This window comes from Campylobacter sp. GTC17093 (assembly GCF_055397635.1).
Genome location: NZ_AP038832.1, coordinates 1,517,521 through 1,537,997, shown reverse-complemented (window position 1 = coordinate 1,537,997; position 20,477 = coordinate 1,517,521). Strand labels below are relative to the sequence as shown.

Below are 20,477 nucleotides of genomic sequence, written 5' to 3'. Positions count from 1 at the left end.
TGTAAGTAGAATGATTTCAGCAATTAAAAAAATATTTGGAACAAAAAACGATAGAGAGATAAAAAAATACTTTTCAAAGATAAGAGCTATAAACGCCCTAGAATCAAAATATCAGGCTATGAGTGATGATGAGTTAAAAACATCTTTTAATGCTTTAAGAGCTGAAGTTATGGACGGTAAAAAAACGCAAAATGAAGTTTTAAATGATGTTTTTGCTATAGTTAGAGAGTCTAGTAAAAGAGTTTTAAATATGCGTCACTTCGATGTTCAACTTATAGGCGGTATGGTTTTAAATGATGGAAAGATCGCTGAAATGAAAACAGGTGAGGGTAAAACATTAGTTGCAACACTACCTGTTGTTTTAAATGCTATGAGTGGGAAGGGCGTACATGTCGTAACTGTAAATGATTATCTTGCTAAAAGAGATGCACAGCAAATGGGTATTTTATATAACTTCTTAGGGCTTAGCGTTGGAGTTGTATTAAATGGCATACATGATGATAAAGCTAGACAAGAAGCATACTCTGCTGATATAACTTATGGAACAAACAATGAGTTTGGATTTGATTATTTGCGTGATAATATGAAATTTTCAGCAGATCAAAAAGCCCAAAGAGAACATAATTTTGTTATAGTTGACGAAGTTGATAGTATTTTAATAGATGAAGCTAGAACACCACTTATCATTTCAGGCCCAACAAACCGTACTTTAGATGGTTATATAAAAGCAAATGAAGTTGCAAAACAGATGGTAAGAGGAGAAGCTCCTAAAACTCCGGAAGAAAAAGCAACTGGTGATTTTACAATAGATGAAAAAAATAAAACAGTTATGATAACAGAAGCTGGTATTACAAAAGCAGAAAAGCTTTTTGGTGTAGAAAACCTTTATAATCTAGATAATGCGATGCTAAGCCATCTTTTAGATCAAGCATTAAAAGCTCATAACATTTTTCATAGAGATGTGGATTATGTTGTAAGAGAGGGTGAAATTATTATAGTTGATGAGTTTACTGGAAGACTTAGTGAAGGAAGACGCTATAGCGAAGGACTTCATCAAGCACTTGAGGCAAAAGAGGGTGTTAAAATTCAAGAAGAGAGTCAAACTCTAGCTGATATTACTTTCCAAAATTACTTTAGGCTTTATAAAAAACTTTCAGGTATGACTGGAACTGCACAAACTGAGGCAACTGAGTTTTCTCAAATTTATGGTTTGGATGTTGTATCAATACCAACAAATGTACCAGTTAGAAGAAAAGATCAAAATGACCTTATCTATAAAACAGAAAGGGAAAAATTTGAAGCTGTAATAAATGAGATAAAAAGAGCAAATAAAAATGGCCAACCTGTTCTTGTAGGAACTGCTTCGATTGAAAAAAGTGAAAAACTTCATGATCTTTTAGTTAAAGCGCATATCCCACACTCTGTTTTAAATGCCAAAAATCATGAAAAAGAAGCTGAAATTATCATGGAAGCTGGTATAAAAGGAGCTGTAACTATAGCTACAAATATGGCCGGTCGTGGCGTTGATATCAGGATAAATGATGAGATAAAAGAACTTGGCGGTCTTTATATTATAGGAACCGAAAGACATGAAAGTAGAAGAATTGACAATCAGCTTCGTGGTCGTTCTGGTCGCCAAGGTGATCCTGGCGAGAGTCGTTTTTTTCTCAGCCTAGAAGATAATTTGCTTAGAATTTTTGGTAGCGATAAGATAAAAAATATCATGGAAAGACTTGGTATACAAGATGGCGAACATATAGAATCAAAAATGGTTACAAGGGCTGTTGAAAATGCTCAAAAGAAAGTTGAGAGCTTGCATTTTGAAGCAAGAAAACATATACTTGAGTATGATGATGTTGCAAATGAGCAAAGAAAAACTATTTATAGATATAGAAACGAATTACTCGATGAAAATTATGATTTAACTGATAAAATAAAACTAAATAGATCTGAATATATTGCAAATGTTCTAGATGTATCTGAAATTTTTCATAGTAGCATAAAAGATAGTTTCAATCTAGAAAGCGTTGTATCTATTATATCAAATGACTGCGCCATTGATCTCAAAAAAGAAGACTTATTGGATCTTGACTATGATGATTTGGCGCAAAAATTAAATGACATTTTAGAAAGCTCGTATGAATCAAAAATGAGCTTTATCGACCATGAGCAAAGAAGACGTATTGAAAAAGTGCTTTATTTGCAAGTAGTAGATACTGCTTGGAGAGAACACTTATATCAAATGGATGTGTTAAAAACTGGCATAGGGTTAAGAGGTTATAATCATAAAGATCCATTGGTTGAGTATAAAAAAGAAAGCTATAATCTTTTCATGGATCTTGTAAATAGGCTTAAATTTGATAGCATAAAATCTCTTCAAATAGTTCAGTTTAGAACAAGAGAAGATATCGAAGCTGAAGAAGCTCTAAGAAAGCTTGAAGAAAAAAATGAAGATATAAAATTTAATAAAGACAAAGAGCAACAAGAAGAAAGTAGTACAAAAAGGCAACCGTTTGTAAATTCTAAAAAAAAGATTCGCAGAAATGAGCCTTGTCCGTGCGGTAGTGGAAAAAAATATAAAGACTGCTGCGGAAAGAGTGGGCCCAAAAAAGGTATTTTTGCTTAATGGTAAAATATCTTCTTTTTAAATATTTACGGTTTGATAAAACTCAACCTTTTATAATGCTTAGTGCACTACTTGCATTTTTGGGTGTTACCATAGGCCTTATGGTATTAATCATAGCAATGGCTATAATGAATGGTTTTGATAAAGAGTTTGAGCGAAAACTTTTTACTATGAATTACCCCATAACAATCATAAGTCTTACAAAGGGCGGTATAAACGATCAGAGTGTAAATGAATTAAGAAATAAATTTAAGGATTTGAAATTTAGTCCATATATAACAACACAAGGAGTTGCGAAGTCAGGCGAAAGATTAGAGGGTGTTGTAGTATTTGGTGTTGATTTTGAACATGAAAAAGAGATAAACAAAGTTGTAAAAGATGCTATAAAAGATATAAAATTTAACGAATTTGATGCACTTATAGGCAAGGGTCTTAGCGATATGTTTTTACTCTCTCCTGAAGATAAAATCACACTCATTTTTACAAAAGCTGATCCGGGAGGATTTTCTCTTATACCTAAAATAAAAAGGTTTGATGTAAAATCAACTTTTAGATCAGGTCTTATAGCTTATGATAAAAGCTATATATATGTAGAAAGTTCAGCGTTACAAAAAGTTTTAGGATATGAAAACGGAATTTATGATGGTATACATGTTTACTCAAAAGATCCGTTTAATGATATAAAAACAATAAAAGCAGAACTTACAAGAAATCAAAGAGCTATTGGATGGTGGGAGCAAAACGGAAATTTTTTCTCAGCTCTAAAGCTTGAAAAGAGAGCGCTTTTCATTGTGTTAATGCTTATAATTTTAGTTGCTTCTCTTAATATTATAAGTTCACTTCTAATGACAGTTATGAATAGACGCCAAGAAATAGCGTTGCTTTTAGCCCTTGGAGCAAGCAAAGCTGAGATTAAAAAAAGCTTCTTTTGTCTTGGTGGAGTCATAGGTGGGGGTGGTATCCTTATAGGTGTTTTGCTAGGATTATTTGGTGTATGGCTACTTGGCTCTTTTGATATTATAAATCTACCAGCAGATGTTTATGGAAGCTCAAAACTGCCAATGGAACTTTCAGTTTTGGATTTCATTATGATAGTTGTTGGTGCTATATTTATAGTTGCTATTTCATCATATTATCCAGCTAAAAAGGCAACTGAAGTTGATGTGCTACAAACTCTTAGAAATGAGTAGATAAAAATGGTTTCAAAACCAGCTTTATCATACTTGTTTTTTAACCGCTCATGATAATTGCTAGCTTAATATTTTTAATAACTCTTATTTTAATCATATGGCAACCATATGGTATAAAAGTTGGCACTACATCAGTAATTGGTGCTATAGTGGCTTTACTTACCGGAGTTGTAAGCTTTAAAGATGTTCTAATAGTTAGTGATATCGTTTGGGATGCGACACTATCTTTTATTGGAATAATCATCTTATCTATGATTTTAGATTCAATTGGTTTTTTTGAGTGGTGTGCTATAAAAATGGCGAAGTTTTCAAAAGGAAATGGGCATCTTATGTTTGTATACACGATGATTTTGGGCTCATTTATATCGGCATTATTCGCAAACGATGGTGCTGTTTTGATACTAACTCCGATTTTACTAGCAAATATAAAGATATTAAAACTAAATCACAAAACCATTTTAGCTTTTTTACTTGCAGGCGGATTTATAAGTGATAGCGCATCACTACCTTTTGTATTTTCAAATTTAACAAACATTGTAACTGCAAATTACTTTGAAATAGGATTTGCTAGGTATCTTTCAAATATGATAGTTCCGTTTTTTGTAAGTGTAATAGCTTCTATAATTATTTTATGGATAGTTTTAAGAAAAGATATACCAAAAGTTATAGATGTAACCCTTTTAAAAAATGCAGATAATGCGCTTAAAAACAGAACTTTATTTAAGTTTTCTTGGATATTTTTGGCTTTGCTTCTTAGTGCGTATTTTTTAGGTGATATCTATAATCTTCCAATTTCTATCTTTGCACTTGGTGGAGCTATGGTGTTTTTGATAATTTCTTGGTTTTTTAAAACTATAAATCCAATTGAAATCATAAAAAATGCTCCTTGGCAAGTTGTATGGTTTAGTATAGGGCTTTATATAGTTGTTTATGGTTTAAAAAATGCAGGACTTACAGTGTATCTAGAGCTTTTACTAAAAGATATTAGCCTGAGAGGTGATTTTATGGCAGTTGTTGGAACTGGGTTTATAAGTGCATTTTTAAGCTCTGTTATGAACAACTTACCAACTATTATGATTATGGATATATCACTAAAAGATATTGGAAATGAAGCTATGGTTTATGCAAATATCATAGGTTGTAATTTAGGTCCAAAAATGACACCAATTGGCAGTTTAGCTACTTTATTATGGCTACACGTATTATCTCAAAAAGGCGTGAAAATTAGTTTTTGGCAGTATAGTAAATTTGGACTAATTGTTACACCTCCTGTACTTTTTATAGTTTTATTAGCTTTAATTTAATTAAAAAGAGGAAAAAATGAAAAAAGTTTTAGTTTTATGCACTGGAAATTCTTGTAGGAGCATTATAGCCGAGGCTTTAATAAATGCAAAGCTAGATGGAATTTATGCACAAAGTGGTGGCACAAAGCCAAATTTAATGGTAAATAAAAACACAAAACGGCTTCTTATAAATAAAAACATATGGAAGGATGAGTATCACTCAAAAACTCTTGATACGCTTATAAATGATGATTTTGATCTAGTCGTAACCGTCTGTGATAATGCAAAACAAACTTGCCCTATATTTCCAAAACCTGTTAAAAAAATACATATAGGATTTGAAGATCCTGATGGAAAAGATTTTAAAGCTTACGAAGAACTATATAAGCAAATTGAAGAAATTTTACTTCCAAAAGTCTTAAATGCATTAAAATAATTTTTATGTGCAAAAAATAAAATAGGGGAGTATGTAAGAAAATTATCTCTACACTATTCATTTTATAAATTAAATTTATAAAACTCTAATTAAAAATATCTTGAAAGTGTTAAATTTATAGTCTTAATTATACGTATAATATTACATAATTAAATGCATATTTTTTATTGTTAAATTTAATGGATAAGTTTTTATCACACAAAAAGTAAAGTTATAAATTTGACTAAAATATGAGCTTTGAAAACTTTAAAAAGAGAGTAAATTTGAAAATATAAATAAGTTTGAAAATTATAGTTTTCAATACAATATATAAAATAAGTACCGATTTTACCTTTTATCTTATTTTATACAGTAAAATAACTTGTATTTGAATTTTAAATAATTTGCAGATAAATTTAGTAAAAAATATATCTAATTTTCAAAACAAATTTAAATATATTAATGTATAATATCACTTTAATATAAAAGGGTTTTTATGAAATTTAAACTTGATTGCAAAGAGAATTTTGGCTCATCCCTACTCTTTTGGCTTACTAGATATGTCAAATTTAAAATTAGCTCTCTTTCAAACAAAGATTTAAGAGATCAAAAAGCCTTGGCATCTGTAAATTATGCTCTTAGTAGTGGTGTTGCAAATATCCAAGAGCTTGATGGACTTGTGAAAAAAGCAAGAAATGCTGGGATTGGCGGTGTAAATACCTACTTTAATCCCTTAAAAAAGATTTATGAACAACTTCTTATTTATGATTTAGATAGCTTAAAGCAGATAGATGAAGAGCTTTTAAGTGAAATTTTAGCAAGTGCAACGGGCGCTTTAAGTGATGCTAGTAAAAAAAACTATAGGATAAGTGTAATAAATTTCTTTAGTTTTTTAGATAAGCAAAATGAAGAAAACGGATCTGCGCATATCTTTGATATAGAGCTTAAAAACTGGGGTGGCATAAGTGGAAATAGCGGAAATAAGCTACCAGAGTATATGAGCGAAGATGAAGTTAAGAGATTTTTAAATGCAATAGATGATAGTGATTTTAAGACAAATAGCAATAGAAATAGATGCATTATAAAACTTATTTTATTTACAGGCATTAGGGTTAGTGAAGCCCTGAGTGTAAAAAGAAAAGATATCATAGAAGATGGCGATCTTTTTGTTATAAGAATAAGAGGAAAAGGAAATAAATATCGCATTGTAATGATAAAACAACATCTAATAAGTGAATATTTAAATACTCTTGAAGTTAATTACAATAATAAGGAAGGATTTTTGTTTGTAAATAAAAATGGCGGACGATTAACCCAGGCTTATGTAAGTAGAATAGTAGAACAAATTTTGTTTAAAGCTGGCATTAGAAAAGAAAAGAATGGTGCACATATGCTTAGGCATACATTTGCTACAATGCTTTATAAAAAACAAAAAGACTTAGTTTTGATACAAGAAGCTTTAGGTCATGCTAGTTTAAATACATCTAGAATTTATACGCATTTTGACTCACAAAAGTTAAAGCTTGCTGCTAAAGTTGCGGAAGATTTAAATGATCAATAAATTAAATATAAAGAGAAATTTAAGTAGAATGCTAAGTCTATTTCATTTTTTAGGTTTTGAAATTTGAGTGCAGATAAATCACTTTTTTATATAAGTTCTTTACTAATTACCATAGGCATAATTTTTTCTTTTTCTTTGCCTATATATTTTGTTGCAAGAAACGATTACTCAATTTATCATTTTTTTATAAGACAGTTTGGAGCTGGGATTTTATCTATATTTCTTATGTGGTTTCTATCAAGACTTGATCCTGATAAATGGCTTTTTAGAATCGGTGTTTTATTTTTTATAATTTTTACCATATTAATGATATCTATGCCATTTTTACCCTCTTCTATCGCTAGGATTGTAAATGGAGCAAAAAGATGGATTCATACACCTTTTTTTGCGATTTCTCCTGTTGAGTTTTTTAAAATAGGGTTTATCTACTGCCTAGCTTGGAGTTTTTCAAGAAAAATAGATGGAACTAAAAAAAGTTTTACAACTGAAATAAAAATTTTAATACCCTATATACTTCTATTTTTATTTTATGTTTTTTTAATAGCTTTTATGCAAAACGACTTGGGTCAAATCGTAGTTTTAGCTGTTATTTTGATATTTTTAGCACTTTTTGCAGGGACAAGTTTTAAGCTTTTTATGATGGGGTTTATTCTTTCTGTTTGTGTTGCTGTAGTAGCTATACTTTCAACTAGTCATAGACTAAATCGTATAATGAATTGGTGGGCTTATGCACAAGATATATTTTTGAAATTTTTACCAGATAATTTAGCAGATCATTTACGCATAGAAGTTGTCGTAGAACAAACTGGACAAGTTGCGAACTCACTAAATGCTATAAAATATGGGTCTATATATGGTCAAGGATTTGGTTTTGGAAGCTATAAACTTGGATTTTTGCCAGATGTTCATACTGACTTTGTGCTTGCTGGCATTAGTGAAGAAATAGGATTTATAGGGTTTTGTTTTATAGCATTTTTGATGTTTATGGTTATATTTTTTATACTAAAAATTTCAGCAAGAAGTGAAAATAAAGTTTATCATCTTTTTTCTTTAGGTATTGCTCTTATGATTTTTACTGCTTTTATTATAAATTCCTACGGCATAAGTTCGGTTATCCCTCTTAAAGGTATACCAGTACCATTTTTAAGTTATGGCGGTAGCTCTCTTCTTGCAACTAGCATAGGCGTAGGAATGGTGCTAATGCTTTCTAAAAAGACTTCAAAAAAGGCTAGTTATGATAGCAATTAGCGGTGGGGGAACTGGCGGACATTTAATAATCGCAAAAACTCTTTGCGAAGAGTTAAATAAAAGAGGTGAAAAAACTATTTTTATAGGTTCTCAAAGCGGTCAAGATAAACTTTGGTTTGAAAATGACAGTAGCTTTGAATATAAATACTTTTTACCAAGTAGTGGTGTTGTGAATAAAAAAGGATTATCTAAGATATTTTCGCTTTTAAATATGATAAATCTGTCTTTTAAATGTATGGAAATTTTTAAAAAGCACAATATAGAAAAAATAATTTGTGTTGGTGGATATAGTGCAGCCCCTGCTTCATTTGCTGCAATTTTAGCTAAAAAAGAAATATATATTCATGAACAAAATGCAGTAACTGGTAAACTAAATAAAATTACTAAAAAATTTGCTAAAAAATTTTTTAGTTCTTATGAGGATAAGTTTTATAGTTATCCTGTAAATTTGAAGTTTTTTCAAACATCAAGATTAAGAAGTGGACTAAAAACTATAATGTTTTTAGGAGGCTCACAAGGAGCTAAATTTATAAATGCTTTAGCACTTGAACTAGCTTTAAATTTAAAAGAAAAAAACATAAAAATCATCCATCAATGTGGTTCAAAAGAATTTGATGAGATAAAGCAAAGATATGATAAGCTTGGTATAGATGCTGATATTTTCGCGTTTCATAAAAACATAGAGCAAAAGATGAAAGAAGCTGATATTTGCATTAGTAGAGCTGGAGCTAGTTCGCTTTGGGAGCTTTGCGCAAACAAACTTCCTTGCATCTTTATACCATTTCCATTTGCTGCTAAAAATCATCAATTTTTTAACGCCAAGTTTTTAAGTGATAAAAATCTTTGTGTTTTAATCAATCAAAATGATGTTAACAAAGAAGTTATTTTAAGTCATATAAATAGTATGGATCTACATAAAATTTCAAATGGCTTAGGGGAAATTATACAAAAAGATGGTGCTAAAATTATCGTTGATGAGATTTTAGCTTAATTCCTTTAAGATTTAAATTTATTTAAATCATCTTCTAAATTTTTGATAACTAAACTTAGCTTATCTGCTATTTCGACAAGTTGTTTTGATATACCTTGATTTTTATCTGTTATTTCAACCGAGTTTTTAGCCTCTTTTATAAATTCTTTAATAAATGATGTCATATCAATTATCTTTAACCCTATTTCTTTAGATATTTCTATGGCATGTTGGGTTGTACATTCTGCTATTTTTGCTTTAGAAGATAGTTTGTTTGCATTATCATTTATCTTATAAATTCCATTTGCATTTTCCTGCAATGTGATATAAAGAGAGTTTATATTTTCTATAATACCTTTTGTTGTCGTATTTATGCTTATTATAGATTCTTGTGTTCTTTCGGCTAATTTTCTAACTTCATCTGCAACTACGGCAAAACCTCTACCTTGATCTCCGGCATGAGCAGCTTCTATGGCGGCATTTAGCGCTAGAAGATTTGTTTGCTCTGCAATATCGCTTATCATATCTATTATTCCTTTCATATCTTTCGTTTGAGAAACTATTATTTGTAAATTACTGGATATATCGTGTTCTTTTGAGCTTGCTAAACTTATACTACTATTTACTTCTGTAAGTAAATTTATCATATTTGATAACTCATTTAAAGACTCTTTATTTAGTTTATCAGCTTTTTTTGTAAGCTCAGATGAGTCTAAAAGTGTTTGTTCTATATTTTGTGCCATTTGATATGAGACTTTGATCTGCTCTCTTCCCATATTTGCACTTAGAAGTAATGTATTTGAGCTATCATTTAAAAGTCTAGTTTGCCCATCTACATCTTTTGCGCTTGTTTTTGCAGTAGATATGGTCTTTTGTATATTTGATATAAATGAGTTTATATTTTGTGAACTTTGCCCTATTTCATCGCTACTTTTTATATTTATCCTAGCGCTTAAATCTCCATTTCCGCTTGATAAATTTTTAGCTTTACTTAGTAGTTCAAGGATTGGCCTCATTACTACTTTTTTTAATACAAATATCAAAATACCTATAGTTATAATAAATGAAAAAAGTATAATAGCTATAAATTTGTAAGAATTTTCATTCATAGCACTATCTATTTTATCATAAGAATAAGATAAATCCATTACTCCAAGCACATCTCCCTTTTATGAGCTAACATCACATGCAAGACATTCATCTTTTGCTAAAAATGGTCTTATTAGTCTCAAATGAGAACTACCATTTATATCTTTTATATACAAATTTAAATTTCTTGGATTTAAGAATTGGCTTTTTATAATTTCATCGTTTAAAATAATTTCTTTTAAACCAAAAGTTTGGATAACTGAATCCGATAGATAAATGCTTAAATTTTCAACACCTTCTATAAGCCCTGCTTCGCTTACGGTTTTTTCTATTATAGCAGGATCACCTGTATTCAAAGATGTTTTTACCGTCTGATGTATCGACATACTAAGCATATTTAGGTTGTTTTCACTAGTATTTCTAGTAAAATTATAAAATTCCTTTTGTATCATAAAAAATAGAGTGCAAAAACTTATGAAAAGAACAAAAATCATACTTATAGTAATTTTTTTATTTATTGTATCTAATCTAAACAATTAAGCAGCCTTTTATTTATTTTAGTTTAAATAATAACAAAAGTATTCTTAATTTAAAATATTATTGTAACAAAAATAAAATTTATAGTTAATAATATATTTTTACAATAAGAAAGATTTTAAAGGGCTAAATTAGCCCTTATATTATTTCTATTTTGTGTAGATCAAGCTTTATTTCATCGTTTTTTATGACACTAAGATTTGCTTCTAAGATATTTTTTGCTATATTTTTAGCTTCATCAAGAGAGTGCATTTCATAGCTACCACATTGATATTTGTTTAGTTCTGGTATGTCGTTTTGAGTTTTAACTTTTAAAACATCTTCCATGCTTTTATTCCATGCACTTATAACTTCATCTTCACTAGGTTTACCTATGACACTCATATAAAATCCAGTTCTACAACCCATTGGCGAAATATCTATAATTTCAGTTTTGCTTGAATTTAGATGATCTCTCATAAATCCTGCAAAAAGATGCTCTAAAGTGTGCATTCCTCTTGGTGGCAAAACATCTACATTTGGTTTGCAAAATCTAAGATCAAAAACGCTTATATCGTCGCCTTTTGGTGTTTTCATCTTTTTTGCAAATCTAACCCCAGGAGCTTGCATTTGTGTATGATCAACTAAAAAACTATCTAAAAGTGGCATAATTTATCCTTTTTATTTACAATGTGTTAAATATCCTATCTCCAGCATCCCCAAGACCAGGCACAATATAGCCTTTTTTATTTAATTTTTCATCAATAGCGGCTAAATAAACCTCTACATCTGGATAAATTTTGCTAAATTTTTCTAATCCCTCAGGTGCTGCAATTAAAGAGATAAATTTAATATGTTTTACGCCTTGTTCTTTTAGATGTTTTACTGCACTAATTGCAGTTGAACCAGTTGCAAACATAGGGTCTATTATCATAACTGTAGTATTTTGAACATCTTTTGGAAGTTTTGAGAAATAAAACTCAGCTTCAAGCGTTTTTTCATTTCTTTGATAACCTAAAAAACCCACACTAGCATCTGGAATAAGTCTAAAAACTCCTTCTAACATACCAAGGGCTGCTCTAAGTATGGGACAAATTGTAACTTTTGTTTTTAGTTTTTTTGATTTTGTTTCACAAATTGGAGTTTTAATTTTTGCATCTTTTAGAGTAAAGTCACTGCAGGCCTCAAAAAGCATTAGGTAAGTTATCTCATCTACAAGTAGACGAAATTGAAAAGGCTCAGTTTTTTCATCTCTTAAAATGCTTAGTTTATGTTCTATTAGCGGATGTGAAATAAGTTTGATATTTTTCATTTTTAGCCTTAATAAATTATTAAATTTAAAAATATTATATCAAAAATTAAATTGGCTTTGACTGAAGATACAGCCAAAGCTCTATAGTTTTTATTTTAGATAGCTACCTTGTGGAGTTGGAGAATTTTGTATAGCACTATTTTCTTGCTTAGAATCTTCTTTTTTTAGAGCATTTGATCCTTTTAAATAAGCAATGATTGCACCAAGTTCAGAATTTTTTGTTTTAAAGGCAACGGTTCTCATTATATCTCTATAGCTTCCACCATGATCACTTTCTGCCTGATAAGCTCTAAAAGACGTTTCTATCTCTTCAGCATCTATTTCGCTTAAGCGTCTAGATGCCCCCATGGCTCTTTTTGTACCCTTGTCGCCATGACAACTAAAACAGTTAGCTTTATATAACTCTTCTCCTTTACTAGAATCATAAGTATAGTTTCTATTTACGCCAAAGTTAATTAATCCACCACTAGAAGCTGGGGCTTGTGAGCGCTCATAAGTTGTTATACTTACATTTTGATCTTTCGCGTATTTTTGTATTAAAGATTGTAGTTCTTTACCAAATTCCCCTTTGGCCTCTATAACATAGGTTTCTTGGGCAAATCCGATACTAGATACAAAAAGTAAAGAAGCTATTGTTAAAACTTTTCTCATGCACAAATTCCTTTTTAAATTTAAAAAGTTGATTATATCAAAAAAAGGCTAATAATTGAATTTAATTTTGCATACTATTTAGAGCACTAAGAAGGTAATCTAAATCATCCTTGGTATGTGTATAGTGAAGCCCTATTCTAACAAAACCTGGGCGAGTTTCAAAATAATCATTATCTTTTAATCCAAGAAGATCGTGTCCATAAGGACCTGCACAAGCACATCCAGCTCTGGATTGTATGCCAAATTTATTACTTAAAGTTTTTGTTATTTCATAAGGAGATTTATCCTTATAATTAAAAGCATATATAGGTAATCTTTCTTGATTGTTTGGATAATATGCGATAATATCTTTTATCTTTTCAAATTTAGGCTCAAAATATTTTTTTAACTCCAATTCTTTGTTTTTAATATTTTCAAAACCTATAGAATTTCTTATTTTATAAGCAAGATGAGCTCTTATTAACTGGACTATACCTGGTGTTCCGCCCTGTTCTAATTGTTCTTTGTCATGAGTAAAGTTTTGAGATGTTCTGCTTACATAAGCAACAGTTCCACCACCTGCAAATGTTGGTAAATCACTTTTACAAAGTTCTTTTCTTATAGCAAGTAGTCCAGAACTCCCAATTCCACCTATGAGTTTATGAGGTGATAAAAACATAGCATCGTAAAAATTACAATCCAAATTTCCATATGGGCTGTAAGTTGAATTATCTAGCGCTAAAATACCATTATATTTTTTTATAAGTTTATAAATTTTTTTATAATCACATAAAATTCCAGTAACATTTGAAGCCACATTAAAACTTGCTATGATTTCTCTACCACTATTTTTTTTAAGTATATCTTCAAGCATATTCATATCAATTTGATTATTTTCATCAAATTTAATCCTGATAAACTCGCAAAGTCCTAACCTAAGGCTTACTTCATTTGAATGATGTTCGTAAGGGCCAACTATGGCAAGTGGGAGATTTTTTATATTTTTATTTTCTAGTTGCAATCTTTTTTTTAGAATTGGCGGAACATAAATGCCAAGAAGTTCTTGAAATTTTTTCATAGCAGCGCTTGATCCATATCCGCATGGCATTAGATAAAAATCCTCACTTAATTCAAGTAGTTTTTTAAGTTCTTTTCTAGCTCTTTCATAGTGTTGAGTTGTTGTTCTAGCACAACTTGAGCACTCAGAGTGTGTATTTGCATATGTTTGAAGTATAGAGGAAATTTGTCTTTCTACGCTTTTACAAGCAAGTCCAGAGGCTGTAAAATCGAAATAATAAATTCCATCTTTTAAAATAATATCATTTCTTAAATCTTCAAAAGTCAATATCTTTTCCCATCTTTTTAAAAATTGGCAAATTATAACAAAAATATGTTAAAATACGCCAAAGGGGTACGAAATTTATACTTTAAAAACGACATATCAAACGCATAAGCATTTAGACACTCATTCTTTAATAGAATTTCATTTCGTATTTGACGCATATGAGATAACCCCAAAATATTACGATGTTTTTGAAGCTATTAAATTTGAAATTTTATATAAAGTAGATGAGTTAAAAAAGAGATTTTACTTTGATAGCGAGCATCAAAGACTGATATCAAAAGCACTTTATAAATTATCAAAAAATGATAGAAAACAAAATTATATTTTTAAGCTTTTTCCTAGAGGCCTAGCTCATATAATATATACAAATATACTTTTTAGTGACTTGATTTATATAGAAAAAAGTAGCGAAAAGCCAATTCTAAGAGATAAAAACGAAAAAGTAAAAAAAGAGATAAAAAAATACAGCATTCAAGATAAACTTCACTTTAAAAATAACTTTACAAGATTTTGGTTTAGATTTATTGAACCAAATTTGGACATAATTAAACTTGGCAAATATGATTTAATGATGGAGATTATTAAAGAAGATTTTGATAATTATGCAAGCTTACCATTTGAACTTCTAGCAAAAGAAATTATCGCAAATAGACTTAAAATACCTCCATTTGAGATAGTTAGTTATTGGGATAAAGATGTAGAGATAGATATTTTTATAAAATATAAAAATATCTATATTATTGGAGAAGTGAAGTATAAAAATAAAAAAGTTTGCAAAAATATAATAAATATTTTAAAAAATAAATGTGAAAAATTAAGTATCAAGCCAAATAAAATTGTACTTGTTTCAAAAAGTGGTTTTAGTAATGAACTTATAAAAGAAAAAAGTTCAAATTTAATACTTTTTAGCTTAGAAGATTTTAAGGAGCTATTGTGAATAATAATGATAAAGACATAAAGAGCAGTTTAGAAAATCTTATAGAACAAACTTATCTAATAGAAAAAGAATACAAAACTCTAAATGAATCATATGTTAGCTTGCAGAGTTTTATAAAAAGTATAGTTGAAGTTTTGCCAACTGCACTTTGGGTTATAAATGAAAATGGAACTGTTTTTTTACAAAATAGTGAAGCTGAAGACCTCTCTTCTTTGCTTGGACTAATAGATATAAAACAACAAAGACAAGAAATAGCTCTTGATACTTCATATTTTCAAGTTATTATAAGACAAAAGGATGATAAAACTATCATTTCAGCAAGTGATATCACAAATGAAAAAAGAAGCGAAAGACTTGCATCTATGGGGCAAGTTTCTGCACATCTTGCTCATGAAATAAGAAATCCAATAGGCTCTATTTCCCTTCTTTCTTCAACACTTTTAAAAAGGATAGATGAAAAAAACAGACCTATACTTGAAGAAATGCAAAAAGCTATTTGGAGGGTTGAGCGTATTATAAAAGCGACTTTACTTTTTACAAAAGGTGTTGTGCCAAACAAATATAAATTTGATCTTCTTTCTTTAAAAAATGAGTGTGAAGATGTAGTTAAACTATACACTTATTCAAAAGATATATCATTTGATTTTAAATTTGAAAGCTATCCTTATGTTGGAGATAAAGATTTGCTTTCTATGGTATTTCAAAATCTTATATTTAACGCAATAGATGCTATAGAAAGCGATGATAATGATAGCGGCAATGTTGAAATAAATTTTTATAAAACAAAAGATAGTTATGAATTTGAAGTTAAAGATAGCGGTGTAGCAATAGAAGATAAAAATATACTTTTTGAACCTTTTAAAACAACAAAATTAAAAGGAAATGGTCTTGGACTAAGTCTTTGCAAGCAGATAATAAAGGCTCATGATGGAGAGCTTTTTATAAAAGACTCTCCAAAAAGATTTTGTGTTAGTTTGAAAATTTAACTACATAATGCGTGGAGTTAAAAGATCCATCATCATTTTTGTACTTTGTTTTGAAAGTGAGTCCATAAATTTCTCATAATTTGATTTTTCTTTCCAAACAGGATTTTCAACTTTGCTCATTTTTTCAAGCTCACTTCTTGCTTCATAATAGTTTGAAACCTTGTCTATAAGCCCTACTTTAAGCGCATCTGCCCCCAAAAAAACTCTAGCATTTGCCCACTCATCTTTTTTGTTAATATCTAGTTTTCTCGCATTTGCAACTTCACTTACAAAAAAATCATAGCTTTTGTTTACTATTTCTTGGAGAGCCATTTTTTCTTTTTCAGTCCATTCACGCATAATTGTGCCAGTTTGTTTAAACTCTCCTGCACTAATGGTTTGATCAGTAATGCCAACTTTTTTAGTTAGCTCACTTATGTTAAATCCTTGCATTATAACCCCAATTGAACCTATAAAACTACCTGGATTTGCATAAATTTTCTCAGCCCATATACTGCTTAGATAGCTTCCACTTGCCATAGTGCCAGTTGCATAAGCTAAAACCGGTTTTGTTTCATTTAGAGATTTTATAGCTAATGCTATTTCAACACTTGGGCTAAGTGAGCCTCCTGGGCTATCTACTAAAAGCAAAACCCCTTTTATATTTTCATCATCTTTTGCTTTTTTTATCTCTTCAAGTATCTCTGAGCTTGACATTATAGTACCTTGCAAAAATATCTCTTGTAAATTTGCATTTGTTTTGTTTTCGTTATGTGTGCCAAAAAATACAAAATATACAATAAGTAAAAATATAAGTGTTTTAAAATGCCTATTTATAAATTCAAAAATGCATCTAATTGGTGCAAAAATAATTCTTAAAAATTGCATTCATTGCCTCCTATAAAAAGTTTTTTCGCTTCTTTTGTTTGCAAAATTAGCTGAAGTAAAAGCTCACTATCATTGCAGTCTAAATCTTTGTAAACAGCTATATCTGATAATTTACCTTTACTTAATGAACCACTATTTAAATTTAATGAATTCGCAGCTTCTTTTGTGGCACTAATCCATAAAATTTGAGCTATTTTGTGTAGATTAAAATCATCATGAATTAGCAAATTTGCTCTTAGTTCATCAAAGAAATTTAAGCTTATATTTGAGCTAAGCCCATCAGTTCCGATATTTAATTTTGCTTTATTTGAAAGTAATTTTTTTAAATTTAAAGTTCTTTTACTAAGCAGTCTGTTTGAAAATGCACAATGTGTAACTGAGTGCAAATTTTTATCAAGTTTAGAAAAATCATCCATATAAACACAGTGTGTAAAAAGCGTTTTTATACCTTTAAAGTACTCTAAAAAGCTATCTATATTATACATTGGCTTGGGATTTTTACTAAAATGAGAAAGCCATTTTTTAAACTCACCCTCACCTTTTGTAAGCCATTTTTTCTCATGCTCGCTTTCTAGAAAGTGAGCCGAGATTAAAAGCGAGTTTTTCTTAGCAAAATCACACACTTTTTGGACCAAATTAGGATGTGTAGAGTAAGGTGAATGAACAGATACGGCAGGAATAAATTTATCATTTTTGTATTTTAAACTAGCATTAAATCTAGCCATAAATTTATCCCAATTTTCGCTACAAACAGCCTCACTTACTCCTAAAATTTCATTAAAAAATACAACCCTAGCCTCTGAGTTTGCACAAATTTGCAAATCTCCACCAAAGCTTGAAATTTCACCTATTGTACAAACTCCACTTTTCATTATAGATTTTATGGCTTCTTCTATTAGTTTATCGTTTGCTTCTTTGCTTAGAGTATCTCTTGAGTTTACAATACTATCAACCCACTTTAAAAAATCTCCATAAATAAGAGAAGTTTTGTTTGAGCTAAATTCTAAATGCGTGTGAGTGTTTATAAAACCAGGCGCAATTATATCAGTTGAGCAATCAATAATCTTGGCATTTTTATATTTGTTTTTCAGATTTTCAAACTCACCAACTTCTACTATATTTTGCTCAAAAGCTATGGCTTTGTTGTGTAAAATCTCAAAACCATTATCAAAATTTAGTATTTTCTTTGCTTTTATTATTTTCATATTTTATTTTTTATAGCTTTAGCTGGAGTGCCAACAGCTACAACACTATCTCCTATATCCCGCACAACAACTGCTCCTGCACCTATGGTTGTATTTTTGCCAATTGAGATTTTTTGTATAACGCTTGTTCCAATACCTATATGAGAAAGTTCTCCAACTTTTACGCCACCAGCTAAGCTTACATTTGGACTAAGATGGACAAAATCATCTATAATGCAGTCATGTTCAACTATACAACCAGTATTTAAAATAACGCCATCTTTTATTGTGGCATCAGCATTTACAACTACATTTGGCATTACAACTATGCCTCTTTTTAGGTTAGCATTAGGTGATAGTATGGCACTTGGATGTATTAAATTTACTACATTAAAACCAGCATCAATTACTTTTTGCTGCAGTTTTTTACGAATAGAGTTATCTCCAATTGCTATTATGATATCAAATTTTTCTAAGTTTGTAGTAAATTTATTTTCACTTGAGTCGTCTAAGAAAATGATATTTTCATACTTACAAGCTCTTGCAATATCAGCAACAACTTTTCCATGCCCGCTCGCTCCGTATATATAAATACTTTTAGTTTGAGCCATTAAATTTCTCCGTTGTAGCCATTCCATCTTTACTTATGCCATCTTTTTTTATAACTTTTTTTATAGTTAGAAGTGCGATTTTCACATCTAAAATAAAGCTAAGATTTTTTGCATAATACACATCGTATTCGAATTTTTTAGACCATGAAATTGCGTTTCTGCCATTAACTTGTGCAAGTCCAGTAATTCCAGGGCGAACATTATGGCGAAGTTTTTGTTCATCATTATATATATTTAGATATTCTACAAGAAGTGGTCTAGGTCCTATAAAACTCATATCTCCTTTTAAAACATTAAAGAGCTGAGGGAGTTCATCTAAACTTAAAGAGCGAATTTTTTTACCACACTCATTTAAACGCATATCATCTGGTAAAAGTTTGCCGTTACTATCTATTTCTTCGCTCATAGTTTTAAATTTATAAATTTTAAAAATTTGTCCGCCTTTACCAGGACGAGATTGTGTAAAAATTGTATTTTTACTTATATTTTTTCTGATAATAATATAAGTTATTAACATAATTGGAGATGTTAAAATAATAAGAAAAAGTGCTCCTGCGACATCAAAGAATCTTTTAAAAAAAGCTCTATACATCTAAAAACCGCCTGTAATATTCAATGTATTGTTTTGTTATAATATCTTGATTGTATTTTTGAAGAACCAAATTTCTACCGTTTTGTCCCATTTGTTTTGCTAATTTTTCATCATTTAGCAAAATTTCTATCTTTTTAGCTAAATCTAGGCCATCTTTTTGTTTACAAATTAAACCGTTATGATTATTTTCTACAGCTTCATTGCAACCACTAACGTTGCTTACAATGCAAGGCAAACTCATACTCATAGCTTCTAAAACTGTCCTTGGAAAACCCTCTTTATAGCTTGGTAAAACATAGATAAATGTGCCTTTTAATAGCTCTTTTACTTTATTGCTCCACTTTATCCACATAACATTTTTATTATTTAAAAAAGACTTATCAGCACTGCTTGGATTACCCTCATATCCATCACCAACAAAAACAAACTGTGTATCGTTTCTATCTTTTAAAATATCAGCAGCTTCGTAAAACTCTCTTATGCCTTTATGCCAAAGTGCTCTACCCATCATCAAAACTATTTTTTTATGGGTTTTGAAATCATACACATTTACTAAATTTGGATCAAATTCATTTGCATCCACACCGACGCTTTTTATCCTTTTTACTTTTCTTTCATCTATAATGCCATGATTTATCATATAATCTGGGTCGCTATCATTTACAAAAATAGTTCCATTACTTAGCGAAAATGACTTTTTGTAAAGCATTTCTATAGCAAATCTTACCATTTTTGCTTTTATATTATTATCAACATAAAAGCTTCCTAGTCCTTCGACTAAATTTAGTACAACTTTAATGCCAGCTTTTTTTGCTGCAAATGTCCCAAAAACATTGCTTTTGTGAGCTGCTGTTTGGAGCATATCTAAATTTAGGGTTGATAATATAGAAGCAAGGTTTGCGGTATCTTTTTTTACTTTTAGCGGATTTAAGCTCGCTTTATCTATCTCATAAATGACAGTTTTAAACTCTTCTTCTATAGGCTTTGTATAAGCTCCATATGGCTCGATGGCTATAACTTCGTGCCCTAATCTTTTTAATTCGCGCATAATTGGAGCTCTAAAATAATAAATACTCATATCCGAGTGTGAAAGAAAACCAATTCTAGCCATATTC

At 29.9% G+C, this 20,477-nt stretch carries 20 protein-coding genes and 1 pseudogene; 9 read left to right on the top strand and 12 right to left on the bottom strand.

The genetic code is table 11. From position 1 onward, the window contains the following. Positions 1-10 precede the first annotated feature (10 nt). From secA to murG, 7 genes are all read left to right on the top strand, one after another. Complete coding sequence (secA, locus tag ACZ5VL_RS07975) at positions 11-2,626, top strand: preprotein translocase subunit SecA (RefSeq protein ID WP_464198562.1); 2,616 nt, start codon at positions 11-13, stop codon at positions 2,624-2,626. Continuing rightward, positions 2,626-3,816: an ABC transporter permease gene (locus ACZ5VL_RS07970; RefSeq protein ID WP_464198560.1), complete on the top strand. Its 1,191-nt coding sequence runs from the start codon at positions 2,626-2,628 to the stop codon at positions 3,814-3,816. The genes secA and ACZ5VL_RS07970 overlap by 1 nt, the downstream gene beginning before the upstream one ends. Before the next feature lie 50 nt (positions 3,817-3,866). Next, positions 3,867-5,120: an arsenic transporter gene (locus ACZ5VL_RS07965; RefSeq protein ID WP_464198558.1), complete on the top strand. Its 1,254-nt coding sequence runs from the start codon at positions 3,867-3,869 to the stop codon at positions 5,118-5,120. A 16-nt stretch (positions 5,121-5,136) separates the two neighbouring features. Continuing rightward, on the top strand, positions 5,137-5,535 hold the full coding sequence (locus tag ACZ5VL_RS07960) for an arsenate reductase ArsC (protein WP_464198556.1): 399 nt from the start codon (positions 5,137-5,139) through the stop codon (positions 5,533-5,535). A 475-nt stretch (positions 5,536-6,010) separates the two neighbouring features. Next, on the top strand, positions 6,011-7,075 hold the full coding sequence (locus tag ACZ5VL_RS07955) for a tyrosine-type recombinase/integrase (protein ID WP_464198554.1): 1,065 nt from the start codon (positions 6,011-6,013) through the stop codon (positions 7,073-7,075). A 63-nt stretch (positions 7,076-7,138) separates the two neighbouring features. Further along, positions 7,139-8,323: an FtsW/RodA/SpoVE family cell cycle protein gene (locus tag ACZ5VL_RS07950; protein WP_464198553.1), complete on the top strand. Its 1,185-nt coding sequence runs from the start codon at positions 7,139-7,141 to the stop codon at positions 8,321-8,323. Then, a complete protein-coding gene (murG, locus tag ACZ5VL_RS07945; protein ID WP_464198551.1) occupies positions 8,310-9,314 on the top strand; it encodes an undecaprenyldiphospho-muramoylpentapeptide beta-N-acetylglucosaminyltransferase in 1,005 nt (334 codons plus the stop codon). The genes ACZ5VL_RS07950 and murG overlap by 14 nt, the downstream gene beginning before the upstream one ends. A gap of 5 nt (positions 9,315-9,319) precedes the next feature. Here murG and ACZ5VL_RS07940 read toward each other — a convergent pair whose 3' ends face one another. The 7 genes and pseudogenes from ACZ5VL_RS07940 to ACZ5VL_RS07910 form a co-directional block, all read right to left on the bottom strand. After that, a complete protein-coding gene (locus ACZ5VL_RS07940; protein ID WP_464200314.1) occupies positions 9,320-10,069 on the bottom strand; it encodes a methyl-accepting chemotaxis protein in 750 nt (249 codons plus the stop codon). A 156-nt stretch (positions 10,070-10,225) separates the two neighbouring features. Then, a pseudogene (locus tag ACZ5VL_RS07935) lies at positions 10,226-10,309 on the bottom strand (hypothetical protein); the annotation flags it as partial. A 153-nt stretch (positions 10,310-10,462) separates the two neighbouring features. Beyond that, the gene (locus tag ACZ5VL_RS07930) at positions 10,463-10,918 is read right to left on the bottom strand and encodes a hypothetical protein (RefSeq protein ID WP_464198549.1); all 456 of its coding nucleotides are present in this window, start codon (positions 10,916-10,918) and stop codon (positions 10,463-10,465) included. 139 nt (positions 10,919-11,057) lie between these two features. Beyond that, complete coding sequence (gene luxS / locus ACZ5VL_RS07925) at positions 11,058-11,567, bottom strand: S-ribosylhomocysteine lyase (RefSeq protein ID WP_464198548.1); 510 nt, start codon at positions 11,565-11,567, stop codon at positions 11,058-11,060. Between the two features lie 16 nt (positions 11,568-11,583). Then, positions 11,584-12,210, bottom strand: a complete 627-nt coding sequence (gene upp, locus ACZ5VL_RS07920) for a uracil phosphoribosyltransferase (protein ID WP_464198546.1) — start codon at positions 12,208-12,210, stop codon at positions 11,584-11,586. A 90-nt stretch (positions 12,211-12,300) separates the two neighbouring features. Further along, positions 12,301-12,861, bottom strand: coding sequence for a c-type cytochrome (locus ACZ5VL_RS07915; protein WP_464198545.1), 561 nt, complete (start codon positions 12,859-12,861; stop codon positions 12,301-12,303). A 61-nt stretch (positions 12,862-12,922) separates the two neighbouring features. Further along, the gene (locus ACZ5VL_RS07910) at positions 12,923-14,185 is read right to left on the bottom strand and encodes an aminotransferase class V-fold PLP-dependent enzyme (RefSeq protein ID WP_464198543.1); all 1,263 of its coding nucleotides are present in this window, start codon (positions 14,183-14,185) and stop codon (positions 12,923-12,925) included. Between the two features lie 385 nt (positions 14,186-14,570). On the opposite strand from ACZ5VL_RS07910, the gene ACZ5VL_RS07905 reads away from it, so the two are divergent. Then, positions 14,571-15,122 carry a DUF234 domain-containing protein gene (locus ACZ5VL_RS07905; RefSeq protein WP_464198542.1) on the top strand — a complete coding sequence of 184 codons (552 nt, stop codon included), beginning with the start codon at positions 14,571-14,573 and terminating at the stop codon, positions 15,120-15,122. Next, positions 15,119-16,108, top strand: coding sequence for a sensor histidine kinase (locus ACZ5VL_RS07900; RefSeq protein ID WP_464198541.1), 990 nt, complete (start codon positions 15,119-15,121; stop codon positions 16,106-16,108). The genes ACZ5VL_RS07905 and ACZ5VL_RS07900 overlap by 4 nt, the downstream gene beginning before the upstream one ends. On the opposite strand, the gene sppA is transcribed toward ACZ5VL_RS07900, so the two are convergent. The 5 genes from sppA to pglA are packed head-to-tail and all read right to left on the bottom strand — an operon-like array spanning position 16,109 to position 20,473. Further along, positions 16,109-16,975 (bottom strand): signal peptide peptidase SppA, encoded by an 867-nt coding sequence (gene sppA, locus ACZ5VL_RS07895; RefSeq protein ID WP_464198540.1) that lies wholly within the window; start codon positions 16,973-16,975, stop codon positions 16,109-16,111. Further along, on the bottom strand, positions 16,963-18,180 hold the full coding sequence (mqnF, locus tag ACZ5VL_RS07890) for an aminofutalosine deaminase family hydrolase (RefSeq protein WP_464198539.1): 1,218 nt from the start codon (positions 18,178-18,180) through the stop codon (positions 16,963-16,965). The genes sppA and mqnF overlap by 13 nt, the downstream gene beginning before the upstream one ends. After that, positions 18,177-18,770, bottom strand: coding sequence for an acetyltransferase (locus ACZ5VL_RS07885; RefSeq protein WP_464198538.1), 594 nt, complete (start codon positions 18,768-18,770; stop codon positions 18,177-18,179). The genes mqnF and ACZ5VL_RS07885 overlap by 4 nt, the downstream gene beginning before the upstream one ends. Beyond that, positions 18,757-19,362 carry an undecaprenyl phosphate N,N'-diacetylbacillosamine 1-phosphate transferase gene (gene pglC, locus ACZ5VL_RS07880; RefSeq protein WP_464198536.1) on the bottom strand — a complete coding sequence of 202 codons (606 nt, stop codon included), beginning with the start codon at positions 19,360-19,362 and terminating at the stop codon, positions 18,757-18,759. The genes ACZ5VL_RS07885 and pglC overlap by 14 nt, the downstream gene beginning before the upstream one ends. Next, positions 19,355-20,473: a N,N'-diacetylbacillosaminyl-diphospho-undecaprenol alpha-1,3-N-acetylgalactosaminyltransferase gene (gene pglA / locus ACZ5VL_RS07875; protein ID WP_464198534.1), complete on the bottom strand. Its 1,119-nt coding sequence runs from the start codon at positions 20,471-20,473 to the stop codon at positions 19,355-19,357. Before pglA ends, pglC begins: the two co-directional genes overlap by 8 nt. Positions 20,474-20,477 lie beyond the last annotated feature (4 nt).

Bases quoted from the DNA above. Each gene is read 5' to 3' on its own strand.
- ACZ5VL_RS07955 (WP_464198554.1), top strand. From the start codon at position 6,011: ATGAAATTTAAACTTGATTGCAAAGAGAATTTTGGCTCATCCCTACTC.
- luxS (WP_464198548.1), bottom strand. From the start codon at position 11,567: ATGCCACTTTTAGATAGTTTTTTAGTTGATCATACACAAATGCAAGCT.
- ACZ5VL_RS07960 (WP_464198556.1), top strand. From the start codon at position 5,137: ATGAAAAAAGTTTTAGTTTTATGCACTGGAAATTCTTGTAGGAGCATT.
- ACZ5VL_RS07915 (WP_464198545.1), bottom strand. From the start codon at position 12,861: ATGAGAAAAGTTTTAACAATAGCTTCTTTACTTTTTGTATCTAGTATC.
- sppA (WP_464198540.1), bottom strand. From the start codon at position 16,975: ATGCAATTTTTAAGAATTATTTTTGCACCAATTAGATGCATTTTTGAA.
- pglC (WP_464198536.1), bottom strand. From the start codon at position 19,362: ATGTATAGAGCTTTTTTTAAAAGATTCTTTGATGTCGCAGGAGCACTT.
- upp (WP_464198546.1), bottom strand. From the start codon at position 12,210: ATGAAAAATATCAAACTTATTTCACATCCGCTAATAGAACATAAACTA.
- mqnF (WP_464198539.1), bottom strand. From the start codon at position 18,180: ATGAAAATAATAAAAGCAAAGAAAATACTAAATTTTGATAATGGTTTT.
- ACZ5VL_RS07965 (WP_464198558.1), top strand. From the start codon at position 3,867: ATGATAATTGCTAGCTTAATATTTTTAATAACTCTTATTTTAATCATA.
- ACZ5VL_RS07970 (WP_464198560.1), top strand. From the start codon at position 2,626: ATGGTAAAATATCTTCTTTTTAAATATTTACGGTTTGATAAAACTCAA.
- secA (WP_464198562.1), top strand. From the start codon at position 11: ATGATTTCAGCAATTAAAAAAATATTTGGAACAAAAAACGATAGAGAG.
- ACZ5VL_RS07885 (WP_464198538.1), bottom strand. From the start codon at position 18,770: ATGGCTCAAACTAAAAGTATTTATATATACGGAGCGAGCGGGCATGGA.
- pglA (WP_464198534.1), bottom strand. From the start codon at position 20,473: ATGGCTAGAATTGGTTTTCTTTCACACTCGGATATGAGTATTTATTAT.
- ACZ5VL_RS07940 (WP_464200314.1), bottom strand. From the start codon at position 10,069: ATGGGAAGAGAGCAGATCAAAGTCTCATATCAAATGGCACAAAATATA.
- murG (WP_464198551.1), top strand. From the start codon at position 8,310: ATGATAGCAATTAGCGGTGGGGGAACTGGCGGACATTTAATAATCGCA.